General features: G+C 64.9%; 29 protein-coding genes and 2 tRNA genes. 17 read left to right on the top strand and 14 right to left on the bottom strand.

The features are described 5' to 3' along the window. The first annotated feature begins 20 nt into the window (after positions 1 to 20). From RMR04_RS12530 to RMR04_RS12515, 4 genes are all read left to right on the top strand, one after another. The gene (locus tag RMR04_RS12530) at positions 21 to 1,319 is read left to right on the top strand and encodes a GGDEF domain-containing protein (RefSeq protein WP_311914944.1); all 1,299 of its coding nucleotides are present in this window, start codon (positions 21 to 23) and stop codon (positions 1,317 to 1,319) included. Positions 1,320 to 1,335: 16 nt separating this feature from the next. Then, positions 1,336 to 1,632: a YARHG domain-containing protein gene (locus RMR04_RS12525; protein ID WP_410492238.1), complete on the top strand. Its 297-nt coding sequence runs from the start codon at positions 1,336 to 1,338 to the stop codon at positions 1,630 to 1,632. A 115-nt stretch (positions 1,633 to 1,747) separates the two neighbouring features. Then, entirely contained in the window at positions 1,748 to 3,259 is a 1,512-nt protein-coding gene (locus RMR04_RS12520) for a helicase HerA domain-containing protein (RefSeq protein WP_311914943.1), read from the top strand. Between the two features lie 6 nt (positions 3,260 to 3,265). After that, complete coding sequence (locus RMR04_RS12515; RefSeq protein ID WP_311914942.1) at positions 3,266 to 3,928, top strand: HAD family hydrolase; 663 nt, start codon at positions 3,266 to 3,268, stop codon at positions 3,926 to 3,928. Positions 3,929 to 4,080: 152 nt separating this feature from the next. Here the strand turns inward: RMR04_RS12515 and RMR04_RS12510 are convergent, their stop codons facing one another. Then, positions 4,081 to 4,644, bottom strand: a complete 564-nt coding sequence (locus tag RMR04_RS12510) for a TIGR00645 family protein (protein WP_311914941.1) — start codon at positions 4,642 to 4,644, stop codon at positions 4,081 to 4,083. 254 nt (positions 4,645 to 4,898) lie between these two features. Here RMR04_RS12510 and RMR04_RS12505 point away from each other — a divergent pair, with 254 nt between their 5' ends. Together RMR04_RS12505 and xth are read left to right on the top strand one after the other, a co-directional pair. Then, positions 4,899 to 5,366: a BA14K family protein gene (locus RMR04_RS12505; protein ID WP_311914940.1), complete on the top strand. Its 468-nt coding sequence runs from the start codon at positions 4,899 to 4,901 to the stop codon at positions 5,364 to 5,366. Positions 5,367 to 5,543: 177 nt separating this feature from the next. Beyond that, positions 5,544 to 6,329 carry an exodeoxyribonuclease III gene (gene xth, locus RMR04_RS12500; protein ID WP_311914939.1) on the top strand — a complete coding sequence of 262 codons (786 nt, stop codon included), beginning with the start codon at positions 5,544 to 5,546 and terminating at the stop codon, positions 6,327 to 6,329. Positions 6,330 to 6,356: 27 nt separating this feature from the next. Here xth and RMR04_RS12495 read toward each other — a convergent pair whose 3' ends face one another. The 7 genes from RMR04_RS12495 to dps form a co-directional block, all read right to left on the bottom strand. Next, positions 6,357 to 6,725, bottom strand: coding sequence for a hypothetical protein (locus RMR04_RS12495; protein WP_311914938.1), 369 nt, complete (start codon positions 6,723 to 6,725; stop codon positions 6,357 to 6,359). A gap of 84 nt (positions 6,726 to 6,809) precedes the next feature. Further along, a complete protein-coding gene (locus tag RMR04_RS12490; protein ID WP_311914937.1) occupies positions 6,810 to 7,673 on the bottom strand; it encodes a tetratricopeptide repeat protein in 864 nt (287 codons plus the stop codon). Between the two features lie 70 nt (positions 7,674 to 7,743). Beyond that, positions 7,744 to 9,474, bottom strand: coding sequence for a dihydroxy-acid dehydratase (ilvD, locus tag RMR04_RS12485; RefSeq protein WP_311914936.1), 1,731 nt, complete (start codon positions 9,472 to 9,474; stop codon positions 7,744 to 7,746). Positions 9,475 to 9,881: 407 nt separating this feature from the next. Beyond that, complete coding sequence (locus RMR04_RS12480; protein ID WP_311914935.1) at positions 9,882 to 10,463, bottom strand: YqaA family protein; 582 nt, start codon at positions 10,461 to 10,463, stop codon at positions 9,882 to 9,884. 161 nt (positions 10,464 to 10,624) lie between these two features. After that, positions 10,625 to 12,256, bottom strand: a complete 1,632-nt coding sequence (locus RMR04_RS12475) for an alkaline phosphatase D family protein (protein WP_311914934.1) — start codon at positions 12,254 to 12,256, stop codon at positions 10,625 to 10,627. Between the two features lie 176 nt (positions 12,257 to 12,432). Further along, positions 12,433 to 15,252 carry a valine--tRNA ligase gene (locus RMR04_RS12470; RefSeq protein ID WP_311914933.1) on the bottom strand — a complete coding sequence of 940 codons (2,820 nt, stop codon included), beginning with the start codon at positions 15,250 to 15,252 and terminating at the stop codon, positions 12,433 to 12,435. Positions 15,253 to 15,407: 155 nt separating this feature from the next. Further along, positions 15,408 to 15,890 (bottom strand): DNA starvation/stationary phase protection protein Dps, encoded by a 483-nt coding sequence (dps, locus tag RMR04_RS12465; RefSeq protein ID WP_311914932.1) that lies wholly within the window; start codon positions 15,888 to 15,890, stop codon positions 15,408 to 15,410. 198 nt (positions 15,891 to 16,088) lie between these two features. Between dps and RMR04_RS12460 the strand changes: the two genes are divergently transcribed. Together RMR04_RS12460 and RMR04_RS12455 are read left to right on the top strand one after the other, a co-directional pair. Next, complete coding sequence (locus RMR04_RS12460) at positions 16,089 to 16,574, top strand: pyridoxamine 5'-phosphate oxidase family protein (RefSeq protein WP_311914931.1); 486 nt, start codon at positions 16,089 to 16,091, stop codon at positions 16,572 to 16,574. Positions 16,575 to 16,599: 25 nt separating this feature from the next. Continuing rightward, positions 16,600 to 16,824, top strand: a complete 225-nt coding sequence (locus RMR04_RS12455; protein ID WP_311914930.1) for a hypothetical protein — start codon at positions 16,600 to 16,602, stop codon at positions 16,822 to 16,824. A gap of 57 nt (positions 16,825 to 16,881) precedes the next feature. Here RMR04_RS12455 and RMR04_RS32105 read toward each other — a convergent pair whose 3' ends face one another. From RMR04_RS32105 to RMR04_RS12435, 4 genes are all read right to left on the bottom strand, one after another. Next, entirely contained in the window at positions 16,882 to 17,103 is a 222-nt protein-coding gene (locus tag RMR04_RS32105; RefSeq protein ID WP_327527352.1) for a PopZ family protein, read from the bottom strand. Between the two features lie 520 nt (positions 17,104 to 17,623). Then, positions 17,624 to 19,057 carry a TolC family outer membrane protein gene (locus RMR04_RS12445; protein WP_410492237.1) on the bottom strand — a complete coding sequence of 478 codons (1,434 nt, stop codon included), beginning with the start codon at positions 19,055 to 19,057 and terminating at the stop codon, positions 17,624 to 17,626. Positions 19,058 to 19,269: 212 nt separating this feature from the next. After that, positions 19,270 to 19,911, bottom strand: a complete 642-nt coding sequence (locus tag RMR04_RS12440) for a protein-L-isoaspartate O-methyltransferase family protein (protein WP_311914927.1) — start codon at positions 19,909 to 19,911, stop codon at positions 19,270 to 19,272. Between the two features lie 277 nt (positions 19,912 to 20,188). Then, positions 20,189 to 20,262: transfer RNA gene (locus tag RMR04_RS12435), tRNA-Cys, on the bottom strand. 188 nt (positions 20,263 to 20,450) lie between these two features. On the opposite strand from RMR04_RS12435, the gene RMR04_RS12430 reads away from it, so the two are divergent. The 7 genes from RMR04_RS12430 (at position 20,451) to RMR04_RS12400 (ending at position 24,495) form a co-directional block, all read left to right on the top strand. After that, a tRNA-Asn gene (locus RMR04_RS12430) sits at positions 20,451 to 20,525 on the top strand. A 526-nt stretch (positions 20,526 to 21,051) separates the two neighbouring features. Next, on the top strand, positions 21,052 to 21,477 hold the full coding sequence (locus tag RMR04_RS12425) for a hypothetical protein (RefSeq protein WP_311914926.1): 426 nt from the start codon (positions 21,052 to 21,054) through the stop codon (positions 21,475 to 21,477). Positions 21,478 to 21,519: 42 nt separating this feature from the next. Then, the gene (locus tag RMR04_RS12420; RefSeq protein WP_311914925.1) at positions 21,520 to 22,647 is read left to right on the top strand and encodes a phage major capsid protein; all 1,128 of its coding nucleotides are present in this window, start codon (positions 21,520 to 21,522) and stop codon (positions 22,645 to 22,647) included. Between the two features lie 47 nt (positions 22,648 to 22,694). Next, on the top strand, positions 22,695 to 22,994 hold the full coding sequence (locus RMR04_RS12415) for a hypothetical protein (protein ID WP_311914924.1): 300 nt from the start codon (positions 22,695 to 22,697) through the stop codon (positions 22,992 to 22,994). Next, positions 22,991 to 23,206 (top strand): hypothetical protein, encoded by a 216-nt coding sequence (locus tag RMR04_RS12410; protein ID WP_311914923.1) that lies wholly within the window; start codon positions 22,991 to 22,993, stop codon positions 23,204 to 23,206. Before RMR04_RS12415 ends, RMR04_RS12410 begins: the two co-directional genes overlap by 4 nt. 229 nt (positions 23,207 to 23,435) lie before the next feature. Beyond that, entirely contained in the window at positions 23,436 to 23,684 is a 249-nt protein-coding gene (locus RMR04_RS12405; RefSeq protein ID WP_311914922.1) for a hypothetical protein, read from the top strand. Positions 23,685 to 24,327: 643 nt separating this feature from the next. Continuing rightward, positions 24,328 to 24,495: a YdfD/YebW family protein gene (locus tag RMR04_RS12400; protein WP_311914921.1), complete on the top strand. Its 168-nt coding sequence runs from the start codon at positions 24,328 to 24,330 to the stop codon at positions 24,493 to 24,495. 152 nt (positions 24,496 to 24,647) lie between these two features. On the opposite strand, the gene RMR04_RS12395 is transcribed toward RMR04_RS12400, so the two are convergent. Both RMR04_RS12395 and RMR04_RS12390 read right to left on the bottom strand, forming a co-directional pair. Next, positions 24,648 to 24,827: a hypothetical protein gene (locus RMR04_RS12395; protein ID WP_311914920.1), complete on the bottom strand. Its 180-nt coding sequence runs from the start codon at positions 24,825 to 24,827 to the stop codon at positions 24,648 to 24,650. 201 nt (positions 24,828 to 25,028) lie between these two features. Further along, positions 25,029 to 25,979 (bottom strand): hypothetical protein, encoded by a 951-nt coding sequence (locus tag RMR04_RS12390; RefSeq protein WP_311914919.1) that lies wholly within the window; start codon positions 25,977 to 25,979, stop codon positions 25,029 to 25,031. A gap of 246 nt (positions 25,980 to 26,225) precedes the next feature. Between RMR04_RS12390 and RMR04_RS12385 the strand changes: the two genes are divergently transcribed. Together RMR04_RS12385 and RMR04_RS12380 are read left to right on the top strand one after the other, a co-directional pair. Next, entirely contained in the window at positions 26,226 to 26,435 is a 210-nt protein-coding gene (locus RMR04_RS12385; RefSeq protein WP_311914918.1) for a hypothetical protein, read from the top strand. A gap of 47 nt (positions 26,436 to 26,482) precedes the next feature. Beyond that, entirely contained in the window at positions 26,483 to 26,683 is a 201-nt protein-coding gene (locus RMR04_RS12380) for a hypothetical protein (RefSeq protein ID WP_311914917.1), read from the top strand. The last annotated feature ends 18 nt before the right edge of the window (positions 26,684 to 26,701 follow it).

Raw genomic sequence — 26,701 nt, 5'->3', positions numbered from 1 at the left:
AGTTTTAGATAGTCGGCGGCATGGTCGCGCCCATGCACGCCCCGGGACAGGTCATCGACGCCGCCGCCACAGCTGCGCCGACTCCGGCGCAGGCTGGCCTCTATGCCGAGCAGCGGAGGAAGGGCTTCGGACGGCTGCGCTTCTCGCCGGCGCTGGAGCACGAATACCGCCGGCATATGCGCCAGGATCAGCGCATCAGCACGCTGATCTGCTCGGCGACCGCGCTCGCGATCTGGCTCGCCTTCATGGCGCTCGATCTCTGGCGGCTCGACCTGCCCCGCGAGCTCGCCGAGCGGCACTACGATGTCTGGATCACGGTGACCCTGCGCCTGGTCGTGCTGGCGATCCTGCTACTGCTGGTCCAGCGCGTGGCGAATCGGGGCCTTGCAGCCGACAAGGCCGCTCCGCCAGATTATCCTTGGCTGTCGTTCCTGGCCCTGGTCCTGATCGGCACCTCCAGCGCCATCAGTGCCAATGTCATGAAGCTGCGTGACCTCGCCCATGCCGACATGGCGCAGTTCGTCATCATCATCGCGGTCTTCCTGCCAGTCGGCATGACCTTCCGCCAGAGCCTCGGCGCTGCGACGCTGATCGCGGTCGCGACCGCCCTGCTCGGCGAGGTGATGCTCGATCCCGGCCATATGCGCGAGCATATCCGGCTCTCGACCCTGGTGTTCTTCGCCGTCTTCGTCGGCGCCGTCGGGGCCTATCTGCGCGAATACGCCCAGCGCGACCAGTTCCTGCTGCGCCGCCTGCTGCATCACCACGCCATGTTCGACGCGCTGACCGGCATCGGCAATCGCCGCTTCTTCGAGCAGCACGCCGCGACAGCCCTGCTGCAGGCACGGCGTGAGGGCGCCGGCGTGGTGCTCGCCATCCTCGATGTCGATCACTTCAAGAAGTTCAACGACCGCTATGGCCACCAGACCGGCGATCTCGCGCTCAGCCTGGTCGCGCGCAGCCTCAAGGCCGGCCTGCACCGGCCGATGGACCTCGCTGCCCGGCTCGGCGGAGAGGAATTCGGCCTGCTGTTCTATGGAACCGGGCCGGAACAGGCCCAGGTCCTGCTCGATGGCATCGTCGCCGCCATCGTCGCGCTCGCCATTCCCCATGACGCCTCGGCGACGGCGCCGCATCTCACCGTCAGCATCGGCGCGGCCTGCTTCGACGGGCGCGAGACGCTGGAGAGCCTCTACCGGCGCGCCGACGCGGTTTTGTATGAAAGCAAGACCGGCGGCCGGAACCGGGCGGGGTTGGACTGGCCAAGATCAGTGGTTGCCCTGGCCAGCCGCAGACCGCAAACTCAGCGTCGCCGATGAATCAAGGGAACGGGCGATGACACGCCGGACGCTGACGATGCTGGGCCTGCTGGGCTTTGGCCTGATGGGCTTTGGTTTCATGGCCGCCTCCACCGCTCCCGCCCGCGCCGAGACCTGCGACGATCTCTGGTATGCCCGCAACGAGATCTACAAGGCGCAGGGCTATTGCTTCCGCACCGCGCGCGGCATCAGCGCCTTCGGTAATGCCGGCTGCCAATACGACGCCGTCGAGGACGTGCCGCTCTCCAACAGCCAGCGCCGCACCATCGCCGATATCGCCCGCGAGGAGCGGACCCGGCGCTGCCCGCGCTGAGCGATCGGTGAACGACCTTTGCTGTGGAAGGCGCGCTGCGGCGCAGCGAGCCTGGCGTTGCGCTGTGCTAAAGGCAGCGGTCCGACAGGCATAATCAAGGCGACGCAACCACGGCATGACGACGGCCATCGACATGGGGACCGCCCGGAGCGGCGAGCCGGCCTTGCTCGATCTCGCCGAATTGCTGGCGACGCGCCTGCTTGTCCAGGGCAATTCCGGTTCGGGCAAATCGCATCTGCTGCGCCGCCTGCTCGAACAGAGCGCGCCGCTCGTACAGCAGGCGGTAATCGATCCCGAGGGCGATTTCGTCTCGCTCGCCGACCAGTTCGGCCATGTCGTGGTCGATGCGCAATGCGGCGAGGCCGAGCTCCAGCGCGTCGCGCTCAGGGTCCGGCAGCATCGCGTCTCGGTGGTGCTGAACCTGGAGAACCTCGAGGCCGACGAGCAGTTGCGCGCAGTCGCCGCCTTCCTCGGCGGCCTGTTCGACGTCGACCGCAGCCTCTGGTTCCCGATGCTGATCGTCGTCGACGAGGCGCAGCTCTTCGCGCCGGTGATGGCGGGCGAGGCCTCCGACGAGGCGCGCCGGCTCTCGCTCGGCGCCATGACCAATTTGATGTGCCGGGGCCGCAAGCGCGGGCTGGCCGGCGTCATTGCCACCCAGCGCCTCGCAAAGCTCGCCAAGAACGTCGCGGCCGAAGCCTCGAACTTCCTGATGGGGCGCACCTTCCTCGACATCGACATGGCCCGCGCCGCCGACCTCCTCGGCATGGACCGCAAGCAGGCCGAGATGTTCCGCGATCTCGAACGCGGCCAGTTCGTCGCGCTCGGCCCCGCACTGTCGAAGCGCCCGTTGCCGCTGCGGATCGGGCCGGCGACCTCGCTCGATCGCGGCGGCGCGCCCGGCCTGATGCCATTGCCGGAACAGGGCCCCGAGGAGGCGGGAAAGCTGATCTTCACTGCCGGCGCCGACGAGGCTCCGGCCACCAACTGGCCGCCGCGCCCGGCGCCACGGCCGCGCCCGCCCGCCAACGACGTGCTGCGCCAGATCGAGACCTACCGGCCCTCGCCCGCACCTGAGCCCGAACCGGACATTCCGATGGAGCCGGAAGAGCGCGAGGCGATCATGGCCGAGATCCTGCGTGAATTGATGGTCGATCCCGAGACGCGCACGCGCCAGATCGCGGTGCTCTACCAGGATTTCACCGTGCGCTGCCGCATGCGCCGGCTCGGCCGCCAGAGCCTGAGCCTCGACGAATTCCGCCGCAGGCTCGCCGTGGCGCGCGCCGGCGCGAGCGAGGAGGTCACCGCCTCAGAGCCCTGGCGAGCCGCGATCGAGGCCTCCGCCGCGCTGCCCGACGATCTCCAGAGCCTGTTCCTGTTCATCGCGCGGGCCGGCATCGAGCGCGCGCCCTGCCCCACCGATGCTGAGCTCGCCGCCGTCTATGGCAGCCATTCGCCGAGCCGGGCGCGCCGCCTGATCGGTTATATCGAGGAGCGCGGGCTCCTCGTCTGCCATGTCGATTTTCGCGGCCAGCGTACGCTGGCCCTGCCGACACTCGGGCTGGAAACCGCACCGGGCCTCGCCCAACCACGCACCGCGGGCCTGCCGCGCGGAGCGCGGAGCTAGAGGCCGGTGCGCCGAGCCTTGCTCATCGATGTCGACGGCGTCCTCGTCCGAGGCAGGCCGAGCGATGGCCGCCCCTGGACGAGTGAGCTAAAGCGGGATCTGGGCCTCGACCCGGAGTTGCTGCATCAGCACTTCTTCGCAAAGCACTGGCCAGATATCGTCATCGGCCGTGCCGCTCTGGAAGAGAAGCTCGCTCCCGTGCTGGCCGAGATCGCGCCGCATCTGACGTATCAGGACTTCACGGCGTACTGGTTCGCCAACGACGTTCGGCTTGATGTCGAACTGCTCGCCGCGCTCGACCTCCTGCGCTCATCGGGCATCACCATCGCTCTCGCGACAAACCAGGAGCATATGCGCGCCCGACATCTGCTCGGCTCGCTCGGGCTGTCCCGGCACGTCGATGACATCTTCTATTCCGCGGCGATCGGGGCCCGGAAACCCGAGCCTGCCTTCTTCCGAGCCGTACAGGACAAGCTCGGTCTCGAGGGGCAGGCCTTGCTGCTGCTCGACGACAGCCTCGAGAATGTCGAGGCGGCGCGCCGTCTCGGCTGGCAGGCGATCCACTGGACGCAGGACAGCCGGCTGGACCGGGAGATGGCCAAGCTGGAAACCGCACCGGGCCTCGCCCAGCCACGCAGCGCGGGCCTGCCGCGCGGAGCGCGGAGCTAGAAACACCGGAGAGGCCTTTTCGAAACTCGCTCCGGTGAGTCGGCTGGCGCGGCTTTCGAGAACCGGAGCGCAGCGGACTTTGGTCCGTGAGCACCGGAAGCGCAGAATGTCGCGTCAGACGGCCGCCGGAGTAGAGTTTCGAATGGGCTCTCTCAATGCTCCTTGCCGACGGGCATCGTCATCCTGTCGACCCAGGCGATCCCGATCGCCGACAGGATGAAGACGGTGTGGATCGCGGTCTGCAGGATGACCCCGGTCGCGGTATAGCTCGTCGCCGTGGCACTGCCGATATTGCCGGCCTCGATGAAGGTCCGCAGCAGGTGGATCGACGAGATGCCGATGATCGCCATGGCGAGTTTGATCTTGAGCACGCTGGCATTGACGTGGCTCAACCATTCCGGCTGGTCGGGATGGTCCTGTAGGCCCAGCCGCGAGACGAAGGTCTCGTAGCCGCCGACGATGACCATGATCAGCAGGTTCGAGATCATCACCACGTCGATCAGGCCCAGCACCACCAGCATGATCTGCTGCTCGCCGAACTCGGTCGCATGGGTGACGAGGTGCCAGAGCTCCTTCAGGAACAGGAAGACGTAGACGCACTGCGCCACGATCAGCCCGAGATAGAGCGGCAGCTGCAGCCAGCGCGAACTGAAGATGATCGTCGGGAGCAGCTTCACGGCCACGGGGACGCGCGGGGGTTCGCCAGAATGCGACATGAAGGAGTTTCCAGGCTTTCTCGAACGGATGTTGCAATGCAGAAGGGTGCTGCCGCTAGATGGTGCAAGAGCATCGACCGTGCAAGCGGCCCTCGCCGGACCACGGCAAAAGTTCCCGCAAGCAGTCCCATCGATGGAAATTCGGACGTCTTTACGATCAGCGCTTCCATGACGACACGTCAGGGACTAAGTTTAGCGGCAATCGAAGGAACAGATGACGTTCCTCTCGCGTTGGAGAGAAAAGGAGTTTTCTCATGATCAAGACCTTGACCATCGCGGCCGCGCTCGTTGGAGGCGCCCTCATCGCTGCCCCGGCCTCCGCCGCCCCGCTCAGCGCAACGGCAGGCTCGGCCCTGACGCTAGCCGATAGCGGCAAGGGTCTCGTCGAGACCGTGCAGTATCGCCGCTATGGCGGCTACCGCGGCGGATATCGTGGCGGGCGCTATGGCTACCGTGGCGGGTATCGCGGTGGACGCGGCGGGGCCATCGGCGCCGGCATCGCAGCAGGCGCCATCGGCGCACTGGCTGCGGGCGCGCTGCTCGCGCCCGGCCCGGTCTATGCCGAGCCGGCTCCGATCTATGGCGGACCGGTTTATGGCGCCCCGGTTTACGCGGGCGCAGGTCCCGACGCGGTCGCCTATTGCTCGCGCCGCTTCCGCAGCTACGACCCCGAGACCGGCACCTATATCGGCACGGGCGGCGTCGTTCGCTCCTGCCCCTGATAGCGTTTGCCCCTGACATCGCCTGACGAGCGAATACGACAACCTCCGCGCAGCAATGCGCGGAGGTTTTTCATGTCCGGAGCCAGGCAGGCCATGTGCGCGATCAGACTGAACGGGCTTGCCAGCGCGGCGCACCTGTCGCTTATCCTCACGCTCTTCTGAGTCGGAGTTAGGTTCGTGCGCATCGCCACCTGGAACGTCAATTCGGTCCGCCAGCGGCTGGGCCATCTGCTCGACTTCCTGGGGGAGGCGCAGCCTGACGCGCTCTGCCTGCAGGAGATCAAATGCGTCGACGCCGATTTCCCGCGCGCCGAGATCGAAGAGGCCGGCTGGCAGGTCGAGACCCATGGCCAGAAGACCTTCAACGGCGTCGCCATCATCAGCCGCAGCAAGCTCGAGGATGTCCGGCGCGGCTTGCCGGGCGACGCGAGCGACGAGCAGGCGCGCTATCTCGAAGGCGTCCTGCCCATGGGCAGTGGCGTGGTTCGCTTGGCCACCATCTACCTGCCCAATGGCAACCCGCCCAACACTGAAAAATACCCCTACAAGCTCGCCTGGATGAAGCGCCTCACCAACCATGCCCGGGCGCTGCTGGAGCAGGAGGAGCCGCTGGTCTTCGCTGGCGACTACAACGTCATCCCCGAGCCGCGCGACGCCCGCGAACCGGCCGCCTGGGTCAATGATGCGCTCTTCTTGCCCCCGACGCGCACCGCCTTTCGCGGCCTGATCAATCTCGGCCTGACCGAGGCGCTGCGCGCGACGACGGATGCGCCGGGCCTCTACACCTTCTGGGATTATCAGGCCGGCGCCTGGCAGCGGAACAACGGCATCCGCATCGACCATCTCCTGCTCTCGCCGCAGGCGGCGGACCGGCTCGCAGGCGTGCAGATCGTCAAGCATGTCCGCGGCTGGGAGAAGCCGTCGGACCATGTGCCGGTGATACTGGAGCTGCGCGCCGCCTGAGCGTTATTGCGAGCGCAACGATAGGGTTCACTCCGCCGAGCCCCGCTTCACTCCACCCTTGATGAACACCCGAAACGGCGTCGTGCCGGTGGCGCCGCCATCAAGCGAGCGCCAGCTACCATTGGTGCAGAGCACGCCACCTTGCGTCTCCACCGCCTCGAACGTGATCGCATTGCGATAGACCGTGCCATTGGGCTCGATCGCCCGGAAATTCGTGGTGCATTTGCCATCCGCGACAATCGGATCGTAGTCGTGGATCATGATGCCGCCGCCGCCCGTGCTCGGGAACGGGTCTTTGAGCGCAGCCCAGTGCTCGAAATCATCCTGCGCGACGGCGCCGGCAGCCGTGAACATGATGGCGATGAGGCTGAAGGGCATGGCGTGACGGAAAGACATGGCATGGCGCATGGTGCAGGCTCCCGATGGGTCTGCTCCAATTACGTCGAGATCGCGATGATGGATGCAGTGGCGCGCTCAGCGCTACTGCTGGCTGCGGCTGGCGAATTGCTGGCGCTCGACCATGGCGAGCGCCGCGCTGCGGTCCGCAGGCGAAGCGGCAGCGAAGGCGGCTTCGCAGCGCTCGATGATCCAGGCTTCGCGCACCGCATCGGCGCTATCACGCGCCAGCGAAAGCCACATCAGCCCCATCACGGGCGCGCGCGGCACGCCGTCTCCGCCGCGGATCAGCATGTCGCCGAAGACGGCGCGGGCGGGGGCATGGCCCTTCTCCGCCGCAAGCTTCATCCAGCGTGCGGCCTGGCGCGCATCGCGATTGGTGCCCTGCCCGTTCAAATAGAGCCGGGCGAGATTGTACTGGCCTTCCGGATCACCGAAATATGTTGCGGCGTAGTGGAACATGTCGAAGGCGCGGTCGGGGTTGGGCTTCACATAGCTGCCCTTGATGCCGTCGGCGAAATAGCCGCCGAGCGCCACAAAAGCGCTGCCGACGATGCGGCCATCGGCCGTGCCTGGAATCGCGTCGGCATTCTCGTCGGCGATCTTCGAGAAATACTCGAACGCCTTGAGGTCATTGGCCGGCACGCCATCGCCGCCGGCATATATCCTGCCCAGCTTGAACTGCGCCGTGAGATGGCCCTGCGAAGCGGCGTATTCCAGCGCGCGCACGGCGCCGACCTGGTCGCCGGCGGTCGAGTCACGCATCCAGGCCCGGATCGCGTCGCGGGCGCTGCTGAAAGGAGCGATCGGCAGGGCCGTATGCGCGGCCGGGCCGCTCGGTGAGGGCGCGATCGGCCGCACACTGGGAGCAGGCGGCGCGGGCAGAGCAAGATCGGGCTCGGGCAGCATCACGCCCGGAATCGGACGCGGCGGAATCGGTCCGCGCATAGGCACGCTGTCCTGCGCCCAGGCGGCCTGTTGGCCGCCTAGGATCAGGAACAATGCTGCAAATGTCGCGTCAAATATCCGCATAGCAATGGGTCTCGGCCGCCCCTCCCGGGTGGGTGACGGCCCCTCCCTTCGCAGAGCCAACCGTCTGGGCGTATTTCCACAGCGCGCCCGATGCGTAGTCGGTCTTGCGCGGTGTCCAAGCCTTACGACGCTCTCCAAGTTCGGCATCAGAAAGGCGGCAAGCGAGCTTTCCTGTGACGGCGTCGAGCTCGATGATGTCGCCGTCGCGGATGAGCGCGATCGGGCCGCCGACAGCCGCCTCCGGACCGACATGGCCGACGCAGAAACCGCGCGTCGCGCCCGAGAAACGGCCATCCGTAATCAGCGCGACCTTGTCGCCCATGCCCTGGCCGTAGAGCGCCGCCGTGGTCGCCAGCATCTCACGCATGCCGGGGCCGCCCTTGGGGCCCTCATAGCGGATGACCAGCACGTCGCCGACCTTGTAGTCGCGGTTGGTGACGGCGGCGAAGGCGTCTTCCTCGCGGTCGAAGCAGCGCGCCGGGCCGGTGAAGGTCAGTTGCTCGGTCGTCATGCCGGCGATCTTCACGATCGCGCCCTCGGGAGCGAGGTTGCCCTGAAGGCCGACGACGCCGCCATTGGGCGAAAGCGGCTTGTTGGCCGGCCGGATCACGTCCTGTTCGCCGTTCCACTTCACCGAGGCCATATTCTCGGCGATGGTGCGGCCGGTCACGGTCATGCAGTCGCCATGCAGATAGCCATGGTCGAGCAAGGTCTTCATCAGGAGCGGGATGCCGCCGACCTCGAACATGTCCTTGGCGACATATTTTCCGCCGGGCTTCAGATCGGCGATATAGGGCGTCTTCTTGAAGATCTCGGCCACGGCGAAGAGATCGAAATCGATGCCGCATTCATGCGCGATCGCCGGCAGGTGGAGCGCGCCATTGGTCGAGCCGCCCGAGGCCGCAACGACGGTCGCGGCGTTCTCCAGCGCCTTGCGGGTGACGATGTCGCGCGGGCGGATGTTGCGGGCGATCAGCTCCATCACCATCTCGCCGGCGGTGTAGCAGAAGCTGTCGCGCATGTCGTAGGGCGCTGGCGCGCCGCAGGAATAGGGCAGCGCCAGGCCGATCGCCTCGGCGACAGTCGCCATGGTGTTGGCGGTGAACTGCGCGCCACAGGAGCCCGAGGACGGACAGGCGACCTCCTCCAGCTCCTTCAGATCCTCGTCGGACATGGCACCGACGGAATGCTTGCCGACGGCTTCGAACACGTCCTGCACCGTGACCGGCTTGCCCTTGAAGACGCCGGGCATGATCGAGCCGCCATAGATGAAGATCGAGGGCACGTTCAGGCGCACCATCGCCATCATCATGCCCGGCAGCGACTTGTCGCAGCCGGCCAGGCCGACGAGCGCGTCATAGCAATGGCCGCGCATGGTCAACTCGACCGAGTCGGCGATGCATTCGCGCGAGGCGAGCGAGGACTTCATGCCCTGGTGGCCCATGGCGATGCCGTCAGTGACGCTGATGGTGCAGAATTCGCGTGGCGTGCCATTGGCCGAGGCGACGCCCTTCTTGACGGCCTGGGCCTGGCGCATCAGCGAGATGTTGCAGGGCGCGGCCTCGTTCCAGCAGGAGGCGACGCCGACGAAGGGCTGGGCAATCTGGCGGGCCGTCATGCCCATGGCGTAGTAATAGGAGCGATGCGGCGCGCGAGCCGGCCCGACGCTGACGTGCCGGCTGGGGAGTTTCGATTTATCGAACACACGCACGTCCATCGTCTTTTTTCCTCGTTCCACCCTGCGCTTGAGGCGCGTGGCAGATGTGCCACGCAGCCCGAGCCGGACGCAACGTTATCCTGCCTGCCGACCGTAAGGGCGAAAGCCTCTCCCGGTCGTGAAACTCACACTCTAATTCTTCTATATCTCAGTGACTTATCGGAGCCCTCTGCTGGGCGCGCTTTGTGGCGGCTTCGCGGCAATTGGGCCGGTCCCAGGCCATCACCGCGCGATGCGGGAGCAGTGTTGCGGCGATGCCACAAATTCACGAGCATCTCTCGGAGGCGGGAAACTTTTGCGCTGTCGCGATTCATGCCCCGACCGCGTCGCTTTCGGACGGAAACCTCCGAAGGCGACGTGATCGACTCTAAAAATTTAGAGCATTGCTCTGGCGGCAGCGTGCCGCCTCAGAGCACCAGTGGCAGGACGAAGAAGCCGCCGACCACGATGATGAGCAGTCCGATCGCCACCATTGGCAGGTGCTTCTCGATGAAGATGCGGATGTCGTCGCCATAGAAGCGCAGCGCCAGCGCGATCATCATGAAGAAGGTGACGCGCGAGACCACCATGCCGATGGTGAACTTCCAGATGTCGAAATGCAGGAAGCCCGACATGATCGTGACGATCTTGAACGGGATCGGCGTCAGCCCCTTGGTGACCAGCACCCAGAACCAGTAGTCCTGCGAGGTCGAGATCAACTGGGCGGCCTTGTCCTGCAGGCCGTAGATGCCGATCAGCCAGGAGCCGACCGAATCGTAGAGCAGCGCGCCGATGGCATAGCCGAGATAGCCGCCCAGCACCGCGCCGAGCGAACAGACTCCGGCATAGAACCAGGCGCGGTCGGGCCTGGCGATGCACATCGGCAGCAGGAGCGGGAGTGGCGGCAGCGGGCTGACGGAGCTTTCGACGAAGGTCAGCGCGAACAGGAGCCAGGGGGCGGCGGGGTGGGACGCATAGGAAACGCACCAGTCATAGGCTCGTTTGAGCATGGCGTAAGAGCAACCGGTCCTGGGTTAACGACGGCATCGAGCGCATGGCGGGCTTGCGCCCGGCGCGCATCTAAGCCTGTCCGCGGAAGATTGCCAGAGTTGTCTTACGGTAACGTCAATTTGAAGACGGCTTCGTGACCGCGCGGCGGCGGCTGTCACTCTCACGCCGGCTTCAGCCCGGGCTTTCCCGCTTCGACAACGAAACTCGCCGCCGTCGTGACCGGCGCGCCAGCAGTCGTCACCCTGTCGAGCACGCGGTAATCGGCCTGCCAGCGCTCATTCGTGACGGAATGGCGCATATAGCCGCGCTGGTTGTTGAAATAGCGCAGATGCGGGTTCTTCCTGAGCCCGATCTCGCCGCCCTTTGTCATGGCCGCGCCGTCGCCGCCGGAGCTGATCGAGGTCGCGACAAATTCGACTCCGACCGTCCGCGTGGCCGGATCGTCGAAATTCGCCTTCAGCTCACCGGCCCAGTTCTGGTGGATGTCGCCGGTCAGCACCACGGCATTGGCGATGCGGGCCTCGCTCAGGCTGTCGAACAGCCGCTGGCGGGCCGCTACTGCGCCATCCCACTTGTCCATGTGGACGCTCATGGCGCCAGGATTTGGCTCGCGGTCAAGGCGCATCACCATGACCTGCTGGGCGAGTACGTTCCAGCGGGCTCGGGAGGTCCGCAGCCCCTCCCCCAGCCAGGCTTCCTGCGCAGGGCCCAGCATCGTGTTCTCGGGCCTCCGTGCATCCGCGCAATGGCTCTGCCAGCCATCGCCACAGGGCTGGTCGGAGCGGAACTGGCGGGTGTCGAGCACCTCGATCTGGGCGAGGTCGCCATAGCGGAAGCGGCGATAAGCCTGGATGTTGGGCCCGGCGGGAATGGCCGAGCGGCGCAGCGGCATGTGCTCATACCAGGCCTGGAAGGCGGCGGCGCGGCGCAAGGCGAAGATCTCGGGCGGCACACCCTGCTCCTCGGAGACAAAGCCAGCCCAGTTATTGTCGACCTCATGGTCGTCGAAGGAGACCAGCCAAGGCGCCGAGGCATGCGCCGCCTGGAGGTCGGCGTCGAGCTTGTAGAGCCCATAGCGGCGGCGGTAGTCGCCGAGCGCGTAGATCTCATCGGGCTCGCCGGGCATCATGCGCGCTACGGGCAGCTGGCGGTCGCCCGGGCGGATGGTCCTATATTCGTAGATATAGTCGCCGTAGTGGAAGATGAAATCGAAGCGCTCCGCCGCGGCATGGCGGAAGGCGGTGAAGAAGCCGTCCTCATAGCGCTGGCAGCCGAGCACGCCGAAATCCATGCGTGCCACGGCCGAGCCCGCAGCAGGAAAGGTCCGGCCGCGTCCGACCGCGCTTCGCACCCCGCCACAGCTGAAGCGGTAGAAATAAGGTCTGTCCGGCGCGAGCCCGGCGACCTCGACATGGACGGCATGGCCGAGTTCCGGCCGCGCCAGGCCTGTGCCGTGCTGAATGACCTGTGCGAAGGCCTCGTCGGCGGCAACCTCCCAGGCCACCTCGACGGCGCGCATCGGCATGCCGCCATGCTCGGCGAGCGGCTCGGGGGCGAGCCTGGTCCAGATCACGAAGCCGTCCGCGGCGGGATCGCCCGAGGCGATGCCGAGCGAAAACGGATCGGCCTTGAAGACAGGGTTGGTCCAGAGCCGCTGCGCAAGCGCCGGCCCGCTCGCCAGCAACAGGCCGGATGCCGCAAGCCCCTTCAGCAGCAGCCGGCGCGAGGGCGTGCCGGCGGCCGTGACGAAGTAGTCCGGGTCGAGTCGACCGAAGGAATCAAGACGAAACATGGCTGCCTCCGGGGGATCGCGCCGGAGACTAGAGCCGGATGATGTCAGATGGGATCACAAAGTGACCCCATCTGACATCTGAATCCGTCTCTCATCTAAAAGTGAGAGCAGGATCGATGCGAAAAAACCGGTTCCCACTTTTCCGCATCCTGCTCTGCCGCCCCGTCGCGGCAAGCCTATGACAGCCGCGTCAGCGCCTCGGCGATCTTGAGCTTGCGCGCTTGCGCCACGGCCTTGCGCTCCAAATTCTCCTCGACGACCTCCTCGGGCGCGCGGGCCATGAAGTCGGGATTGCCGAGCTTCTTGTCGACCACCGCGACGTCCTGGTCGAGCTTGGCCATCTCCTTGGTCAGGCGCGCCCGCTCGACATCGAGATCGATGATGCCGGCGAGCGGCAGCGCCGCGACCTCGCCGCGCACGATGATCTGCGCCGATTGCGCCGGCGCGGTCTCCGCAAAGGCGATCTCGGAGACGCGTGCGAGCCGCTCGATCATCGGCCGCCAGCTCTCGATCGTCGCCCGCGTCGCTGCCGAGGCCTTGACCAGGACGAGCGGCGCCTGCGTGCCCGCCGGCACATTGACCTCCGAGCGCACCGAGCGGATGTCCGAGATCAGGTCGACGACGAAGCCGATCTCGGCCTCGGCCGCAGCATTGCGCAGCGCCGCGAGATCGGGCCAATGCGTCAGGCAGACCAGCGCGTCATCGCCCGAAGCGAGTTTGCGCGGAGCGCCCTCGCCCGCCTTCTGCGCCCAGAGCTCCTCGGTGAGGAAGGGCATGAAGGGGTGCAGGAGCTGGCAGATCAGGTCGATGACATGAGCGACCGTCGCCTGCGTCTCGGCCTTCTCGGCGGGATCGACGCCCTCGCCCTGCAGCACGGGCTTGGCCAGTTCGAGATACCAGTCGCAGAACTGGCCCCAGGTGAAGCGATAAGCCGCAGCCGCCGCTTCGTTGAACTTGAAGCTCGGAATGCCGGCCGCGATCTCGTCGGCCGCGCGCGCCGCCTCGCTCAGGATCCAGCGATTGAGCGGCTGCTTCACCTTGGCCGGGTCGAAGCCCTCGGTGCGGGCGCAGCCGTTCAATTCGGCGAAGCGCGCCGCGTTCCAGATTTTTGTCGCGAAGTTGCGGTAACCCTCGACGCGCGCGGTCGAGAGCTTGATGTCGCGCCCCTGCGCCGCCATGGCGGCGAGCGTGAAGCGCAAGGCATCGGCGCCGTACTGATCGACGATCGTCAGCGGGTCGATGACGTTGCCCTTCGACTTCGACATCTTCGCGCCCTTCTCGTCGCGAACGATGGCGTGGATGTAGACGTCCTTGAACGGCACCTCATCCATGAAGTTGAGGCCCATCATCATCATCCGGGCGACCCAGAAGAAGATGATGTCGAAGGCGGTGACGAGCGTCGCGGTCGGGTAATAGCGCTTGAGTTCGGCTGTATCCTCCGGCCAACCCAGGGTCGAGAACGGCCACAGCGCCGAGGAGAACCAGGTGTCGAGCACGTCCTCGTCGCGGGTGAGCTCGACGGTGCCACCGTAATGACTGAGCGCCAGCGCTTGCGCCTCGACCTCCGATTCCGCCACGAAAACCTCGCCGTCGGGCCCGTACCAGACCGGAATCTGATGGCCCCACCAGAGCTGGCGCGAGACGCACCAGGGCTCGATGTTCTCCAGCCAGTCGTAATAGACCTTGGTCCAGCTTTCCGGCGTGAACTTGGTGCGCCCGTCGCGGACCGCCTTCAGCGAGCGCTGCGCCAGCGGCTTGACGTCGACATACCACTGATCGGTCAGCCAGGGCTCGATCACGACATCCGAGCGGTCGCCATGCGGCACGGTGTGGCCATGCGGCTCGACCTTGGCGAGAAAGCCGCGCTCGGCCATCAGCGCGACGACGCGCTTGCGCGCGGCAAAGCGGTCGAGGCCATGCAGCGCCAGCGTCTCGCCCTCCGGCACTGAGCCGGCGAGGAAATCGGCATTGTCGGCGAGCAGGATCCTGGCCTCGCCATCGAGGATGTTGATGATGTCGAGCTTGTGGCGCTTGCCGACCTCGAAATCGTTGAAGTCATGCGCCGGGGTGATCTTGACCGCGCCCGTGCCCTTCTCCGGATCGGCATAGTCGTCGCCAAAGATCGGGATGATGCGCCCGACCAGCGGCAGCACCACATTCTTGCCGATCAGATGGCCGAGCTTTTCGTTCTCGGGATGAACCGCGACGCCGGTGTCGCCCAGCATGGTCTCGGGCCGCGTCGTCGCCACCGTGATGAAGGTCGAGGCGTCGTCGGCAGCGTAAGTCACGCCTTCGAGCGGGTAGTTGAAATAGTAGAGATGGCCGCCCGGATCGCGGTTCAGCACCTTCTCCAGCTTGGTGGAATCGAAGGCCTCCTCGCCGCCCCGCTCCCATTTGAACGAACCGGATTTCTCAACCTGGACGACCTCGAGATCGGAGATCGCGGTCTGGAACTTCGGATCCCAGTTCACTAGGCGCTTGGCGCGATAGATCAGCCCCTGCTTGTGCAGGGCCACAAAAACCTTGAGCACGGCCTGGCTCAGGCCCTCATCCATGGTGAAACGTTCGCGCGACCAGTCGCAGGAGGCGCCCAGGCGCTTCAGCTGGTTGACGATCGTGCCGCCGGACTCGGCTTTCCAGGCCCAGACCTCGTTCAGGAAGTCCTCGCGGCTCATGTCGCGGCGGGAGATGTTGCGCTCGGCTGACAGCTTGCGCTCGACCACCATCTGCGTGGCGATGCCAGCATGGTCGGTGCCCGGCTGCCAGAGCACATCCTTGCCGCGCATACGCTCGAAACGGCAGAGCGCATCCTGCAGCGTGTTGTTGAGTGCATGGCCCATATGCAAGGAGCCGGTGACGTTGGGCGGCGGGATCACGATGCAATAGGGCTCGGCGCCGGGCGCAGCCCCGCGCCCGGCCTTGAAGGCGTCGGCCTTCTCCCATGCCGCGCTGACGCGCGCCTCGACGGTCGCCGGCTCGAATGTCTTGTCCATCATCGCTTCGCTCGAACGCAAAAAGGCCGGGGAGCACGCCCCGGCCGTGAAAATCAAAGGCCAAAAAGGTCGAAGAACTTAAGAGCCCAAGCAAGGCCTACGCGTCAAGCAAGGCCTTACGCGTGGAGCAAGGCCTGCGCGTCAACGTCTTCGATCGATCACGATGCCGCATTGGACTGCAGGAACCATAAAGCCTTGTCGAGCATGCGCGAATAGGCTGTCAGCAGATCGGCGGTACCGGCGTCGCCCGCCTCATCGGTTTTGTCGATCGCCACGCGCACCAGATTGGCGGTCGCGGCATAGCGCTCGATCAGCGCGACGAGATGGTCGCCGACCGCGATGATGTCGGTCGGGTAAGCTTTCAGCGTGGTGGCCGAGGCGGTCGTCTGCGTCGTGCCTAGCGCAATGCCGCCGAGCTGGGCGATGCGCTCGGCGACCGTGTCGACATGCTCGTCGAGATCCTTGCGAAAGCCATCGAGCATCAGGTGGATGCCGATGAAGCCCGGCCCCTTCAGGTTCCAATGCGCCTGCTTGGTGACGAGCGCGAGGTCGATTCCATCAGCGAGACGCTCATTCAGCAGGCTGATCACCTCGGTCTTGGTGTTCGAGGTCAGGTCGATCTTGGAGACGGGCTTCTTCATGGCGATATCCTCGATGCGGTCACGTGTGGAAGGCCCACGCCTGGTCGGAGCCTTGGCTCAAGATACGCGCGAGGGCGCTTCGCGTTCCCCAGGTTCGCGTTCCCAGGGAGGAGGAGACGGCAGGGCATCGCGAAAAGGGGCGGAAGGAACTGTTGCAGCGTCCACCCGTTGAGACAGTGAACGACAGGAGAATCTGCCATGACCCATCACACCGACCAGGATCGCGCCTGGACGCTGATCGACGATATCGGGCTGTGCATGCTGGTGACGCATGACGGTTCGAGCGACGAGTTGCGCTCCCGGCCGATGAGCGCCCATGCGGCTCGCGACGAGGATGCGATCTACTTCCTGACCGACGCGCGCAATCACAAGGACGACGAGGTCGAGATCAACGACAATGTCTGCCTGACCTTTGCCGATAATGGCAGCTATCGCTATGTCTCCGTGACCGGCACGGCCAACATCCTCGACGACCGTCGCAAGATCGGCGAACTCTGGTCAACCGCTGCGAGGGCGTTCTGGAAGAGCAAGGACGATCCCAATATCCGCGTCCTGCGCGTCCGGCCCGCCATGGCCGAATTCTGGGACAGTCCCGGCAAGATCGTCACGACAGTGAAGATGGCGGCGGCCGCGATCACGGGCTCGAAGCCCCATCTCGGCGATAATCGCAAAGTGGTCCTGTGACCATTGCAGCAAGGGAACGATTGCGATGAAGTTTTTTGTCCACGCGCTCGGCGCCTGGTTCGCGGCTGGAGCGGCGTCAGGCCGCTATTCCCGCCCCGCCACCATCGGCATCGCGATGCTGGTCGCGCGGCTCGGCACGCCGACGCTGGCCCTGATGCTCGGCAGCCTCATTTATAAGAAGCTGCGCTCGGAAGGCGCTTTCGAGCGGCTGCAGACCGTGCCAGCGCGGCGCCGCGCGCCGCGCGCCTGACCAGGCGGTAAAGATAACCACGGGATGTCTGGGGTCGCGCCGGCAGGCGCGGCGGGCTCAGTTGCGGCCGCCGCGCGCCACACGTTCGATCTCGGCACGCACCAGCCGCTCGACCATGGTCGGCAGGTTGTCGTCGAGCCAGCCCTTCAGCATCGGCTTCAACATATCCTTCACCAGATCCTCCAACGTGCGGGCGTTGTTGGACAAAACCGTATGGGCAAGCTGGCCGAAGGCACTGGTGACCGCCGAACTCGTCTGGTCGGAGAGAAGCTGAGCCATGTCGAAGGGCGGCGCGGAAGCAGCAGGCGGCGACGGAGCCGGCACGAAAGCCTGCGGCAAGACGGGTTCCGGCTCGGTTGTCGCGGCCAACTCCGGGGCCTCGAGGAAGTCGATATCACTGGACTCCGCGAGCGCCTGGGCCTCGGCCGGCGGCTCAGGCTCGGAAATCAGATTGGCTTCGGCCCCGAGATCGAGCACATCGTCATCGGCGGCCGATACGGCGCTCGCACCGGCGAGGAGCGCCTTCAGTTCATCGTCCCCGTCCGTTACGGCAGCAGGCGGCGCCTCAGCAGGCTTGGCCTCGTCATCCGAGATGATCCGACGAATGGAGGCAAGGATTTCCTCCATCGACGGTTCGCTGGGCTTCGGTTGCGCGCTCATCTTGGGTCCGGACCACTCGACACCAGGCGCGTCGATAGAATCAACGCCGCTCCAGCCTTGAGTATTTCACGGGGAGCAACCCGGGCAAGGCGGCTTTTCAGCCGCCCACAAGAGAAATGCCCGCTGTTGTTATTCTGACTCAGCGCCCGTCCGGCGTCTGGGTGCCCCAGAGCAAGCCCTTGACCTGATCATAATGCTTGCGCGCGTCATAGGTTTCGGTCCTGAGCTTCAGCGTCTCGGCCGAAAGCCGGCCGACTGCGGAAAGCACCGAGTAGGAGGCAACGACGCGGTCGCGCTGTGCCGTGACCAGGGTCGAGCGGGCGCTGACGAGCTCCTGCTGCGCATTGAGCACGTCGAGCGTGGTGCGCTGACCGACCTTGGCCTCCTCGCGCACGCCAGACAGCGCGGTCTCGGCCGCCTGCACCTGCGCTTGGGCTGCGATGATCTGCGCCTTGGCCGCCTCGAGACCGCCCCAGGCCGAGACCACCGCCGCACGCACCGTGTCGCGCTGCGTATCGACATCGATCCGGCGCTGGCCGGCCGTCTCCTTGGCCTGCCGCGTCCGCGAATAAACTTGGCCGCCCTCATAGATCGGCACCGTCAGCGTGCCGACGACGCTGGCGCTGGTCCGGTTGTCGCCGAAATAGGTTGAATCATAGCGCTGCTGGACGATGCCGCGCACACCGAAGGTCGGCAAGAGGTCCGCTTCCGTGACCTTGACCTGCAATTCGGCGGCATCGACGCCATGCAGCGAGGCGATGATCGAAGGATGCCCGGTCAGTGCGACGTTGAGCGCCGCGGGCAGCGATTTCGGCAGCAGATTCTCGATCGGCCGTCCCGGCGCGAGCTGCTTGGGCTCAACGCCGACATTCTGGCGGAAACGCGCGATCGAGGTCTTGAGGTTCGATTCGGCGAGAATCGCCTGCGACTGCGACGCCGACAGGCGCGCCTCGGCCTGAGCGACGTCGGTACGCGTCACCTCGCCGACCTGGAAGCGGTCGCGGGTCTGGCGCAACTGCTCTTCCAGAACCTCGACGTTGTTACGGTTGAGATTCAGGATCGCGGTGTCGCGCAGCACGTTCATATAGGAGGTCGCGGCATCGAGCAGGACGTTCTGCTCAGTGTTGCGCAGCGTCGCGCGTGCGCCCAGCACCAGCGATTCGGCCTGGCTGACGGAGCTCCGCGTCTTGCCGCTGTCGAAGATGTTCTGGTCGATCTGCACGCCGGCGCCACGCGAGCCGAGCCGGCTGAGGGCGCTGCTGTGAACCCCTCGCGTCGTGTCCTTGGCGGGAGTGTCGGTCTCGGAAATGCTCGCGCCGATATCGGCCGAGGCCGTGATCTTCGGCCGATAGCCGGAGAGCGCCTGCGGCACGTTCTCATTCGTCACCCGCAGCGAGGCGCGCTGCGAATTCAGTGTCGGGTTGCCCGAATAGGCCCGCGACAACGCCGCATCCATGGTTTGAGCGCTGGCGGCGGCAGTGCCCCCGAACAGCAACGCGACAGCGATCAACGCCGCAGCACCAAACTCAACCGTCTTGTTATCGAACTTCTGTCTTGTCACCGGACGCCTCATGTGCGGACTGCTGTCACGCCCAGGCATCGCCCCAGCCTCGGCATACGTTTAAGAATCCTACATAGCCGCAACCGGGGCACGCGCCAACGCCAGCTTGGCCAGAGATCGGGTTTCCGTTTCGCACTGCCGCAAAAATGCGACACCTCCCGCTCGGAGAACCAAAGCTGCCGTTCAGAAAACCAAGACTGCCACTCAAAAACCAAGGCCGCTGTTCAGAAAACGAACGCCGGCGCCTTGCGGAATTCCGCCAGAACCGGTGCGGCGGCATCGAAAACCGGCCGCCCCGAGACGATTTTTCCCGTTTTCTGATAGAGTCTTACCCGGGCGGCGCGCCCGAACCCTTCGACCGCGATGAGCCGGCCGCCATCGCGCAACAAGGGGAAAAGCTCGTCGGGCCCGGTCTCGCAGGCGCCGCCGACCAGGATCACGTCGAAGCTGTGGTCAGCGGGGCGCTTGACCGCCAGCGCAACAGCGCCGGCATCGGCCCGCTTCAGGGCTGGGCCAGCCAGGGCGGCGGCATCGGCATCCGGCTCCCAGAGCGTCGCGAGCGCGCCCATGCTCGCCATCACGGCTGCGCCATAGCCCGTGCCGCCACCATATTCGAGCGCGGCCTCGCCAGGCTGCAAGGCGAGCGTCTGGATCATGCGGATCACGACCATCGGTGTCATCAGCGCCCTCCCCGTGCCAGGCAACGGCACGGACTGGTCGAGATAGGCCAGATGCGACAGCGTATCGGGCAGGAAGGCCTCGCGCGGCACCGTATCGGCCGCCGCCAGGACGGCCCGGTCGGTGATGTCATAGGTCCGCAATTGGCAATCGACCATCATGCGGCGCAGCGCGGCGAAACTATCCATGTCCCGAAATCTCCGTCTGCGACACCAGGTTGCTGCGACATCAGGCGGCGGCTCGCGGCCGGCGCCATCGAAAGCGAGCCGATACGCCATGGCCCGGGGCCCGAGCCAAGCCTATCGACCGATCCGACAGCTTTTGTTCGAGGCCGCGTCAAAAGGCAAGACGCCAGGGGGACAAGACGCCAAGAGGACGAGACACCATCAGGGCATGACGCCACGAGAACGCGGCGGCCCGCCGGAGCGGCCCCGAATCTGATGGCATGGATATGATCGGGGAAATTGGAGGCCTCGCCCGGAATCGAACCGGGGTGCAAGGATTTGCAGTCCTCTGCGTAACCACTCCGCCACGAGGCCTTCCCGATGCCCGCGCTGGCGTGACATCTTGCACGGCGTATAACCACATGCCGGGCCGGGCCGCAACCCATCCTCGCCAAGCCGCGTTGGATGACCCGTGGGCAAATTGGTGAGCCGACGTTTTCCCGCCTGCTTTGTCGCAAAGGGCTTGCGCGGTCCCGGTGGCATGGGTATACGGCGGCCACTGATCCCGGATAGCTCAGCGGTAGAGCAATCGACTGTTAATCGATTGGTCGCAGGTTCGAATCCTGCTCCGGGAGCCAGTCATTTCAAGGGCTTAGGCGCAAATCGCCTGGGCCCTTTTCGCTTTCCAGGTACGGCATAGGTACGCAGATCGCTTGAATACCTTGGGGGATTCGGCGTCATTCCTCGAGCATGCGGACTGCGTTGGCCAGGAATCTCGCCTCGTCTATCACGGCCTGCACCGATGTTTTGCGCGATTTCGCGGGCAAAATGAATACCGTCCTCCGCTGAAACGGCTGCCGCGCAACGGCTGTAGAGGCTCCCTTGCGCCCCGCGAATCCGCGTGATTCCGTCTATTGATGTCGCTCGCGCTCGCCCCTTTCCCGCATGCCAATGTCGCCCTTCCGGGTGCGGTTGCTGGTGGGTGGTTTCGTCTGCGGCGGCCCAGCGGTCGGGTACTGACGTGGGCGATAACCGGGTTCCCCAAAGCGAGCTTCGTCACCACCCTGCCCAGCAGGCAGCTATGGGATGCTGGCGACTTCAGCCGAGCAACCGTCATGACGGCGGCTGCGTTCGCTGAGACCGCCGATCCGGTGGAGGCGGCCCATGGCTGATCTCGACACCTTCATCTCGCTGCTCCGCCGCTCGCTTGAGAACGACGCCAAAATCCTAGCTGCGATTTCGTCGGTCGCTAGCCGGGTGGATGCAATCGAGATCAACATCAGACCTCCCCCTGACCTGCAGTTGATCCTCGCGCTGACTGAGCAGTACGGCGACAAGGCCTTCACTTCGGCGGAGGCGATCCGTCGCGCCCGTTTCGAAGTGCCCGCGCTCAGAGTCGCAATCGAAGCTGCTTGCGGGGGCCGACTAAGCGGGAAGGTTTTGGGCTGCAAACTCGCCCGCATCGCGCAGAGTGCAGACTTCACGCCAAAGGTGGTGTGCCTTCGATCTGAGCGATCAGGCAACCTTTGGCGCCTCTACCCGAACATGGTCTCGGCTCCGAAACCGCTGAGGCTCGTTGCTGCCGAGTAGCCTGGCCGCCACCGTCGCCTCACGATTATCGGAGGCGACAACGTGCGTCAGATTACCCCAGCATATCGTCAGCGCGCTGCGGCGCCCGGCATCGGCTTCGCCCGTCTGGCGACCGCGAAAGCCCTTGCGCGGCTCGACGGTCTCAGCCCGCTTGCCGTCGCCCGGCAGCGATACGGCGAAGACAGCGTCGTCGTCGCCACGATCAAGGCCGCTGTCGCTGCGGGTTCGACCACCGCCGGCAACTGGGCTGCGGACCTGATCTCGGCCGAAGGCGGCGTCGTGTTCGACTTCCTGGCGTATCTGCGCCCGGCCACGATCCTGGGCAAGTTCGGCGCGAACGGCGTTCCGGCGCTCCGTGCGATGCCGTTCCGGGTTCCTGTCGTGACGCAGACCGGCGGCGGCGCCGGTTATTGGGTGGGTGAAGGCAAGGCGAAGCCACTCACCGCCTTCGACTTCGACCGTTCGACCCTCGAGCCGCTCAAGGTCGCCAACATCTGCGTCCTCACCGAGGAGTCGATCCGCGATTCCAGCCCGTCTTCGGAAGCGATCGTCCGCGATTCGCTCCGTGATGCGCTGGCCGCGCGCCTCGACATCGACTTCATCAATCCGGCCAAGACGGCGTCGGCTGGTGTCAGCCCGGCCTCGATCACGAACGGTGCGGCCACGGTGGCTTCGACCGGAACCGATGCCGATGCGGTTCGCCTCGACGTCCGCGCGGTGTTTTCCAAGTTTATTGCGGCCGGCAACACGCCGAGCGGCGGCGTCTGGGTCATGTCCTCGACGACGGCGCTTGCGCTGGCGTTGATGGTCAACGCGCTGGGTCAGGCGGAATTCCCCGGCGTCGGGATGACCGGTGGCAGCTTCATGGGCCTGCCGGTCGTCGTCAGCGATTTTATCGGCAACATCGTTGTCTTGGCGAAGACGTCGGAGATCTTCGTCGGCGAAGACGGCGGTGTGAGCGTCGATCTGAGCAGAGACGCGACCTTGGAAATGTCCGATGCGCCGGGGCAGGACGCCCTCACTGGCACCGGCAGTTCAATGGTCAGCATGTTTCAGGTCGGCGCCGTGGCTTTGAGGGCCGAGCGGACGATCAACTGGAAGCGTGCTCGCGCCAGCGCCGTCGCTTACCTGACCGGCGTGAGCTGGGGCGGCACCGTTCCCGTTTCCTGATCCGGGTCGCTGACCTGATCCCCCCAAAATTTCCGGAGGTTGCCGCGATGACGAACGCCGAGTTCGAGATCAAGAAATTCCCTGCTCATCTGGACGCTGACGAGAGGAAGGCCGTGCGCCTTCACGAGGGTGACCGGCTCGCTTCGTGGATGTTGGACAATGCGGACAAGGGGCTGGGCAAATCCGAGCGCCACGCGCCTGCGCCGTTCAGTTTCGTGGTTGGACTTCACGCAGCCGAGACCGTTCAAACGAAGTGGAACAGCGACCGCATCCAAGCGCTTGAAGCAAAGCTCGCCGAGCTCGAGGCCAAGCTCGCAGCCGTCAAGACCGGACGGACGAAGCCATGATCGCGCCGGCACTGTTCGACGACATCGAGGCTCGGTTGGACAGCCTCATCGCCGAAGCCCGGCTCCGCCAGCGCCGGCAACTCAACGTCCGCCGCATCGGCCCCGATGAGGTTGCCGGCGCACTGGCGGGGATCCGACGCGAGTTGCGGGTATGGCGCGACCGTGCGGCTCCCGACGCCCCGCGGGCGCCGGTGATGGAGCGTCGACCATGAGGTTCCGGAGGCGCCCCAAGATCGCGCCGCCGCCCGGCAGCGCTGCGGCCGTGGATGGCCACTTTGATGCCATCGCCGCTGACGCCATGCGCCGGGCCGAGCAACGCCTCTCGGCGGAGCGCGCCTCTCCTGCGCGCCGTGCCGCTGAACTTGCCAAGACCGCGGAGTGGCTTCGCGGCTGGCGCAGCCGAGGCCCTCACATTCTCGGTCTTCACGGAAGGACAACCCCATGACTCAGACAGCCGACACCACCGACGCAACGGCCAGGATGAAGGCCATCGTGGCCGCCCACGTCGATCAGGCCCTTGCCCGCCGCATCGACGACGAACTCGGCGAACTTCCCGACATCGGCCCCCATCAGCGCGTGCAATGGATCGCCGAGATCCTGGCCCGGCGGGACCGCATCATCGAGGAGGTCACGACGAAGGCGTCGCGCCTCGCCGACGAGCCCAGCGCCCCCACCGTCGACCTCCAATGACCAGACCCGGGGGGGCGAAAGCAGGCGGCGCACTCGAGGACCGCGCCACCGCACGGGGTCACATGCGCGCCGTTTTTTTCCTGGGGCCGGGCTGGGAAATTTGCATTCGAGGCCCGGTTGAATTCCGGCGCCGTTATTCAAACGGGTCGCGCATCGAAACAATCAACGGGGCCCTATCCACACGGGGCTTTCGATGAGGCGGAATTCAAACGGGCGTGACCGCCAGCCCGAACCGTTTGAATAGGAAACGCCGCCATGACGCAGACGGAAGTCGTCCGCCGGATCATGATTGAAGGCCGTGTCGCGTGACAGGCACTGATCTCGGCCTCATGCCTTGGAGCGAACTAAACTGACCATTCGCAGAATGTAATCAGCGAAGATGAGGCTGTTGAGGCTGTGCTGGAGCCAGAGGCCCCAGAAGAGCCTCACCGGTCCCACCGCGTCGCGTCATCATGAGGCGATCCCAAATCTCGATGGCGAGCATCAGTTCTCGGCCGAACCAAGAAGTATTCCACGCAAGCACTTCCTCCCCTGCGATGTCCTCGCGTGGCGCGATCTCGGCTCCCGCTTGCCGCAGTCCAATTTATTTGGAAATATCCGGCTGCTGCATTAGCGGCGTGAAAGAAATTTTGGGAGATCAGCCATGTTCGCTCTCGTTCTTATTACATTTATGATACCCGGCACCGCCAATACGCTCATTGGGCAATTTGACAGTATTCAGTCATGCCAAGCAGCGGCATCGCAGTCAGTGCTGATCAATCGCGAAAATCGACTTAATGGAGTTGCTTTTATCTGCGTGAAAAGCTCATGAATTTCTAGCAAAAGATACTCGCAGCTTGGGGCCCGGGATCTGAATGCGGCTTTAACTCGCTGGGCCGGCTTCGTCTCCTTCAAGCGCGTGCGGGACGACGCCGATTGCGGAGATATCTACGAGATTGATGGGTGATCACCAGAGGTCGCTACTCAATCGGTCGGGAAACTCTCGGGCCCCTTCCAGCGCTTGGTCTCCCAGATATCATAAGCCAGCGTCAGTTCGACGAGCTCGCGCTTCTCCGGCGTATCGTCGAGGCAACTGGCGAGCTGCGCGATGCGCCGCTCGACCGAATGAAGCTGCTCCTCGGTCTCGATCGTGATGCTCGGCATGGCGGCGCGCGCCTTATCAGCGCTCAACCGCCGGGCGTCGTCGTGGTTCCGCCAACTCCCCCGCCGGAACTTAATCGCCGTGCGCGTCGCGCGGTCAAGGCCGAAAAGCGGAAGCTTCACTAGTCGCAGGGGATCGAAACCGGAACCCCAACACGATCCAGCCGAACGCGGACTGCCAGCCCCGCAACTCCAGCGTTCCGCTCAAGCCGCCGACGCGCCGGGGGGCACTTCGACTATGCTTTCGAAATTAAACACGATGCTCGGCGCACCTTTCTCCGGCGCTGGTGAGGCAAGGCTTCTCAACCAGAAGCGGGTCGGACCGCGAGCCCTGTCCGCCTCCAGAAAAGCGAAGACGGGAATAGGCCATATCGTGATCGGTTTGCCGACAATTATGGCGTCTTCCTGCGGCGCAGGAATGACGATTTGGAAAGACATGTTTCCGAAAGCTAGCAGCATTACGTAAGCGGGCCCGGCTTGGAAGCTCGGTTTCCGACGCAGCAGCATCACTGTTGTCTGCGCAATAGGCAGAGGGCCCGGCGTCCAACCGCGCACGCAGCTATAACCGGTACAGTCAGTGACTTGGCTGGTTGCAAGGTCGTTTTCCCGCAGCCACTGCACCGCCTCAGGAACCTTGGCAAGATCGCCTTCGGCCATGAGGGTCAAAGCGATTTTTACAAGTGCTTTGTACGCACCGAGTGGCCGATATGCTTGCGGAGCAATTGTTACCGTCAGCGTCTTTTTGTCCTGATCGATAGCGGCGATAGGGTCTCCCTCGTGCTCTTGAATCAGGAAGCCGCTGGTACCCATGTCGATACGCGACTTTTGCCCCGTTGTGACGGACGGAACGCCGCGCTTACCGAGAACTTGTCCGGCGGATCGCTCAAGCAGCGTCATTTTGCCGAGGTCGTCTTCGAACTTCGCGAAACGCGCGTTGCATTCGTCGCATTCATAGAGGCTGATCAGCGTACCGTTGCCGGCAAGCTCGGGCACTGCGTGCGCCTCTTTGCAGAATGTCACAGCCGGCACAGTCCGGGAACAGAAGCGACAGACATTGGGCGTCTGACCTAGTATCTCGTTCTTACCGCGCACGGCCATAACTCGGTGCACAGCGATGTCGTAGTGCGTCAGGTAGTGGCTGGCACTTTGCGCCATCACCTGTGCGTTCCCTATTTCGACACCTGGGAAGTCGACCCTAGAAGACATTGCCTATGCTCCAGTCCGTGCTCGACAACGGGTTAGCTCAGCTTGCCGGTCCGGCAGACAATCTCGAAGGGCGTATTGACGCAAGGCGAATACCGCCGTTCTCCCCGAAATCTCTCACAGCCGGTACGCCGCAACGGGTTGACTCGATCTCGGCATATGTTCTCTGTACGTTCTCAGTTCCGGAGGGCGCAGGATATGGCAGCGGAGCGGCTTGAAGATACGGACCCGGCGACCGAGCTCGAATGCGAGATCGACGATCTCATCGCAGAGCATGGCAGTGAACGCGCGGCGTTGCGGGCGGTGCTGCACGACATGACCGTGCTGCTGGCGGACGCCGATCGCTCGGTCTCGCATGGATATTTGCGAGGCCTATTTTCGAGCAGCGCACGGCGGGAGGAGGATTGATGGTCCAGAGATCCAAGCGGAGCATGGACCCGTTCAGGGCCCACGAAATGCGCAAGACGACGCTGGCTTTCCAGCATGAAATTCGGCGCTGGTCCGGCGAGATCCCGCTCGGGACGACAATCTATGTCGCGCTGCAAGCACTCAACGATAGTGTCGGTCTCACACTCCAACAGCTCAACGCCGCCGTTGACGAAGGCAAACGTGACCCGAGCGGTTGGGGCCGTGCCGGACTTCAGGACTTCGATTGATATAGAGGGGCATGGCAG

This window comes from Bosea sp. 685, assembly GCF_031884435.1.
In the GTDB taxonomy this organism is placed as follows: domain Bacteria; phylum Pseudomonadota; class Alphaproteobacteria; order Rhizobiales; family Beijerinckiaceae; genus Allobosea.
This window is presented reverse-complemented; position numbering and strand designations above follow the sequence as displayed.

Bases quoted from the DNA above. Each gene is read 5' to 3' on its own strand.
- RMR04_RS12530 (WP_311914944.1), top strand. From the start codon at position 21: ATGGTCGCGCCCATGCACGCCCCGGGACAGGTCATCGACGCCGCCGCC.
- RMR04_RS12525 (WP_410492238.1), top strand. From the start codon at position 1,336: ATGACACGCCGGACGCTGACGATGCTGGGCCTGCTGGGCTTTGGCCTG.
- RMR04_RS12520 (WP_311914943.1), top strand. From the start codon at position 1,748: ATGACGACGGCCATCGACATGGGGACCGCCCGGAGCGGCGAGCCGGCC.
- RMR04_RS12510 (WP_311914941.1), bottom strand. From the start codon at position 4,644: ATGTCGCATTCTGGCGAACCCCCGCGCGTCCCCGTGGCCGTGAAGCTG.
- RMR04_RS12505 (WP_311914940.1), top strand. From the start codon at position 4,899: ATGATCAAGACCTTGACCATCGCGGCCGCGCTCGTTGGAGGCGCCCTC.
- RMR04_RS12495 (WP_311914938.1), bottom strand. From the start codon at position 6,725: ATGTCTTTCCGTCACGCCATGCCCTTCAGCCTCATCGCCATCATGTTC.
- RMR04_RS12490 (WP_311914937.1), bottom strand. From the start codon at position 7,673: ATGCGCGGACCGATTCCGCCGCGTCCGATTCCGGGCGTGATGCTGCCC.
- ilvD (WP_311914936.1), bottom strand. From the start codon at position 9,474: ATGGACGTGCGTGTGTTCGATAAATCGAAACTCCCCAGCCGGCACGTC.
- RMR04_RS12480 (WP_311914935.1), bottom strand. From the start codon at position 10,463: ATGCTCAAACGAGCCTATGACTGGTGCGTTTCCTATGCGTCCCACCCC.
- RMR04_RS12475 (WP_311914934.1), bottom strand. From the start codon at position 12,256: ATGTTTCGTCTTGATTCCTTCGGTCGACTCGACCCGGACTACTTCGTC.
- RMR04_RS12470 (WP_311914933.1), bottom strand. From the start codon at position 15,252: ATGATGGACAAGACATTCGAGCCGGCGACCGTCGAGGCGCGCGTCAGC.
- dps (WP_311914932.1), bottom strand. From the start codon at position 15,890: ATGAAGAAGCCCGTCTCCAAGATCGACCTGACCTCGAACACCAAGACC.
- RMR04_RS12460 (WP_311914931.1), top strand. From the start codon at position 16,089: ATGACCCATCACACCGACCAGGATCGCGCCTGGACGCTGATCGACGAT.
- RMR04_RS12455 (WP_311914930.1), top strand. From the start codon at position 16,600: ATGAAGTTTTTTGTCCACGCGCTCGGCGCCTGGTTCGCGGCTGGAGCG.
- RMR04_RS32105 (WP_327527352.1), bottom strand. From the start codon at position 17,103: ATGGCTCAGCTTCTCTCCGACCAGACGAGTTCGGCGGTCACCAGTGCC.
- RMR04_RS12445 (WP_410492237.1), bottom strand. From the start codon at position 19,057: ATGAGGCGTCCGGTGACAAGACAGAAGTTCGATAACAAGACGGTTGAG.
- RMR04_RS12440 (WP_311914927.1), bottom strand. From the start codon at position 19,911: ATGGATAGTTTCGCCGCGCTGCGCCGCATGATGGTCGATTGCCAATTG.
- RMR04_RS12425 (WP_311914926.1), top strand. From the start codon at position 21,052: ATGGCTGATCTCGACACCTTCATCTCGCTGCTCCGCCGCTCGCTTGAG.
- RMR04_RS12415 (WP_311914924.1), top strand. From the start codon at position 22,695: ATGACGAACGCCGAGTTCGAGATCAAGAAATTCCCTGCTCATCTGGAC.
- RMR04_RS12410 (WP_311914923.1), top strand. From the start codon at position 22,991: ATGATCGCGCCGGCACTGTTCGACGACATCGAGGCTCGGTTGGACAGC.
- RMR04_RS12405 (WP_311914922.1), top strand. From the start codon at position 23,436: ATGACTCAGACAGCCGACACCACCGACGCAACGGCCAGGATGAAGGCC.
- RMR04_RS12400 (WP_311914921.1), top strand. From the start codon at position 24,328: ATGTTCGCTCTCGTTCTTATTACATTTATGATACCCGGCACCGCCAAT.
- RMR04_RS12395 (WP_311914920.1), bottom strand. From the start codon at position 24,827: ATGCCGAGCATCACGATCGAGACCGAGGAGCAGCTTCATTCGGTCGAG.
- RMR04_RS12390 (WP_311914919.1), bottom strand. From the start codon at position 25,979: ATGGCGCAAAGTGCCAGCCACTACCTGACGCACTACGACATCGCTGTG.
- RMR04_RS12385 (WP_311914918.1), top strand. From the start codon at position 26,226: ATGGCAGCGGAGCGGCTTGAAGATACGGACCCGGCGACCGAGCTCGAA.
- RMR04_RS12380 (WP_311914917.1), top strand. From the start codon at position 26,483: ATGCGCAAGACGACGCTGGCTTTCCAGCATGAAATTCGGCGCTGGTCC.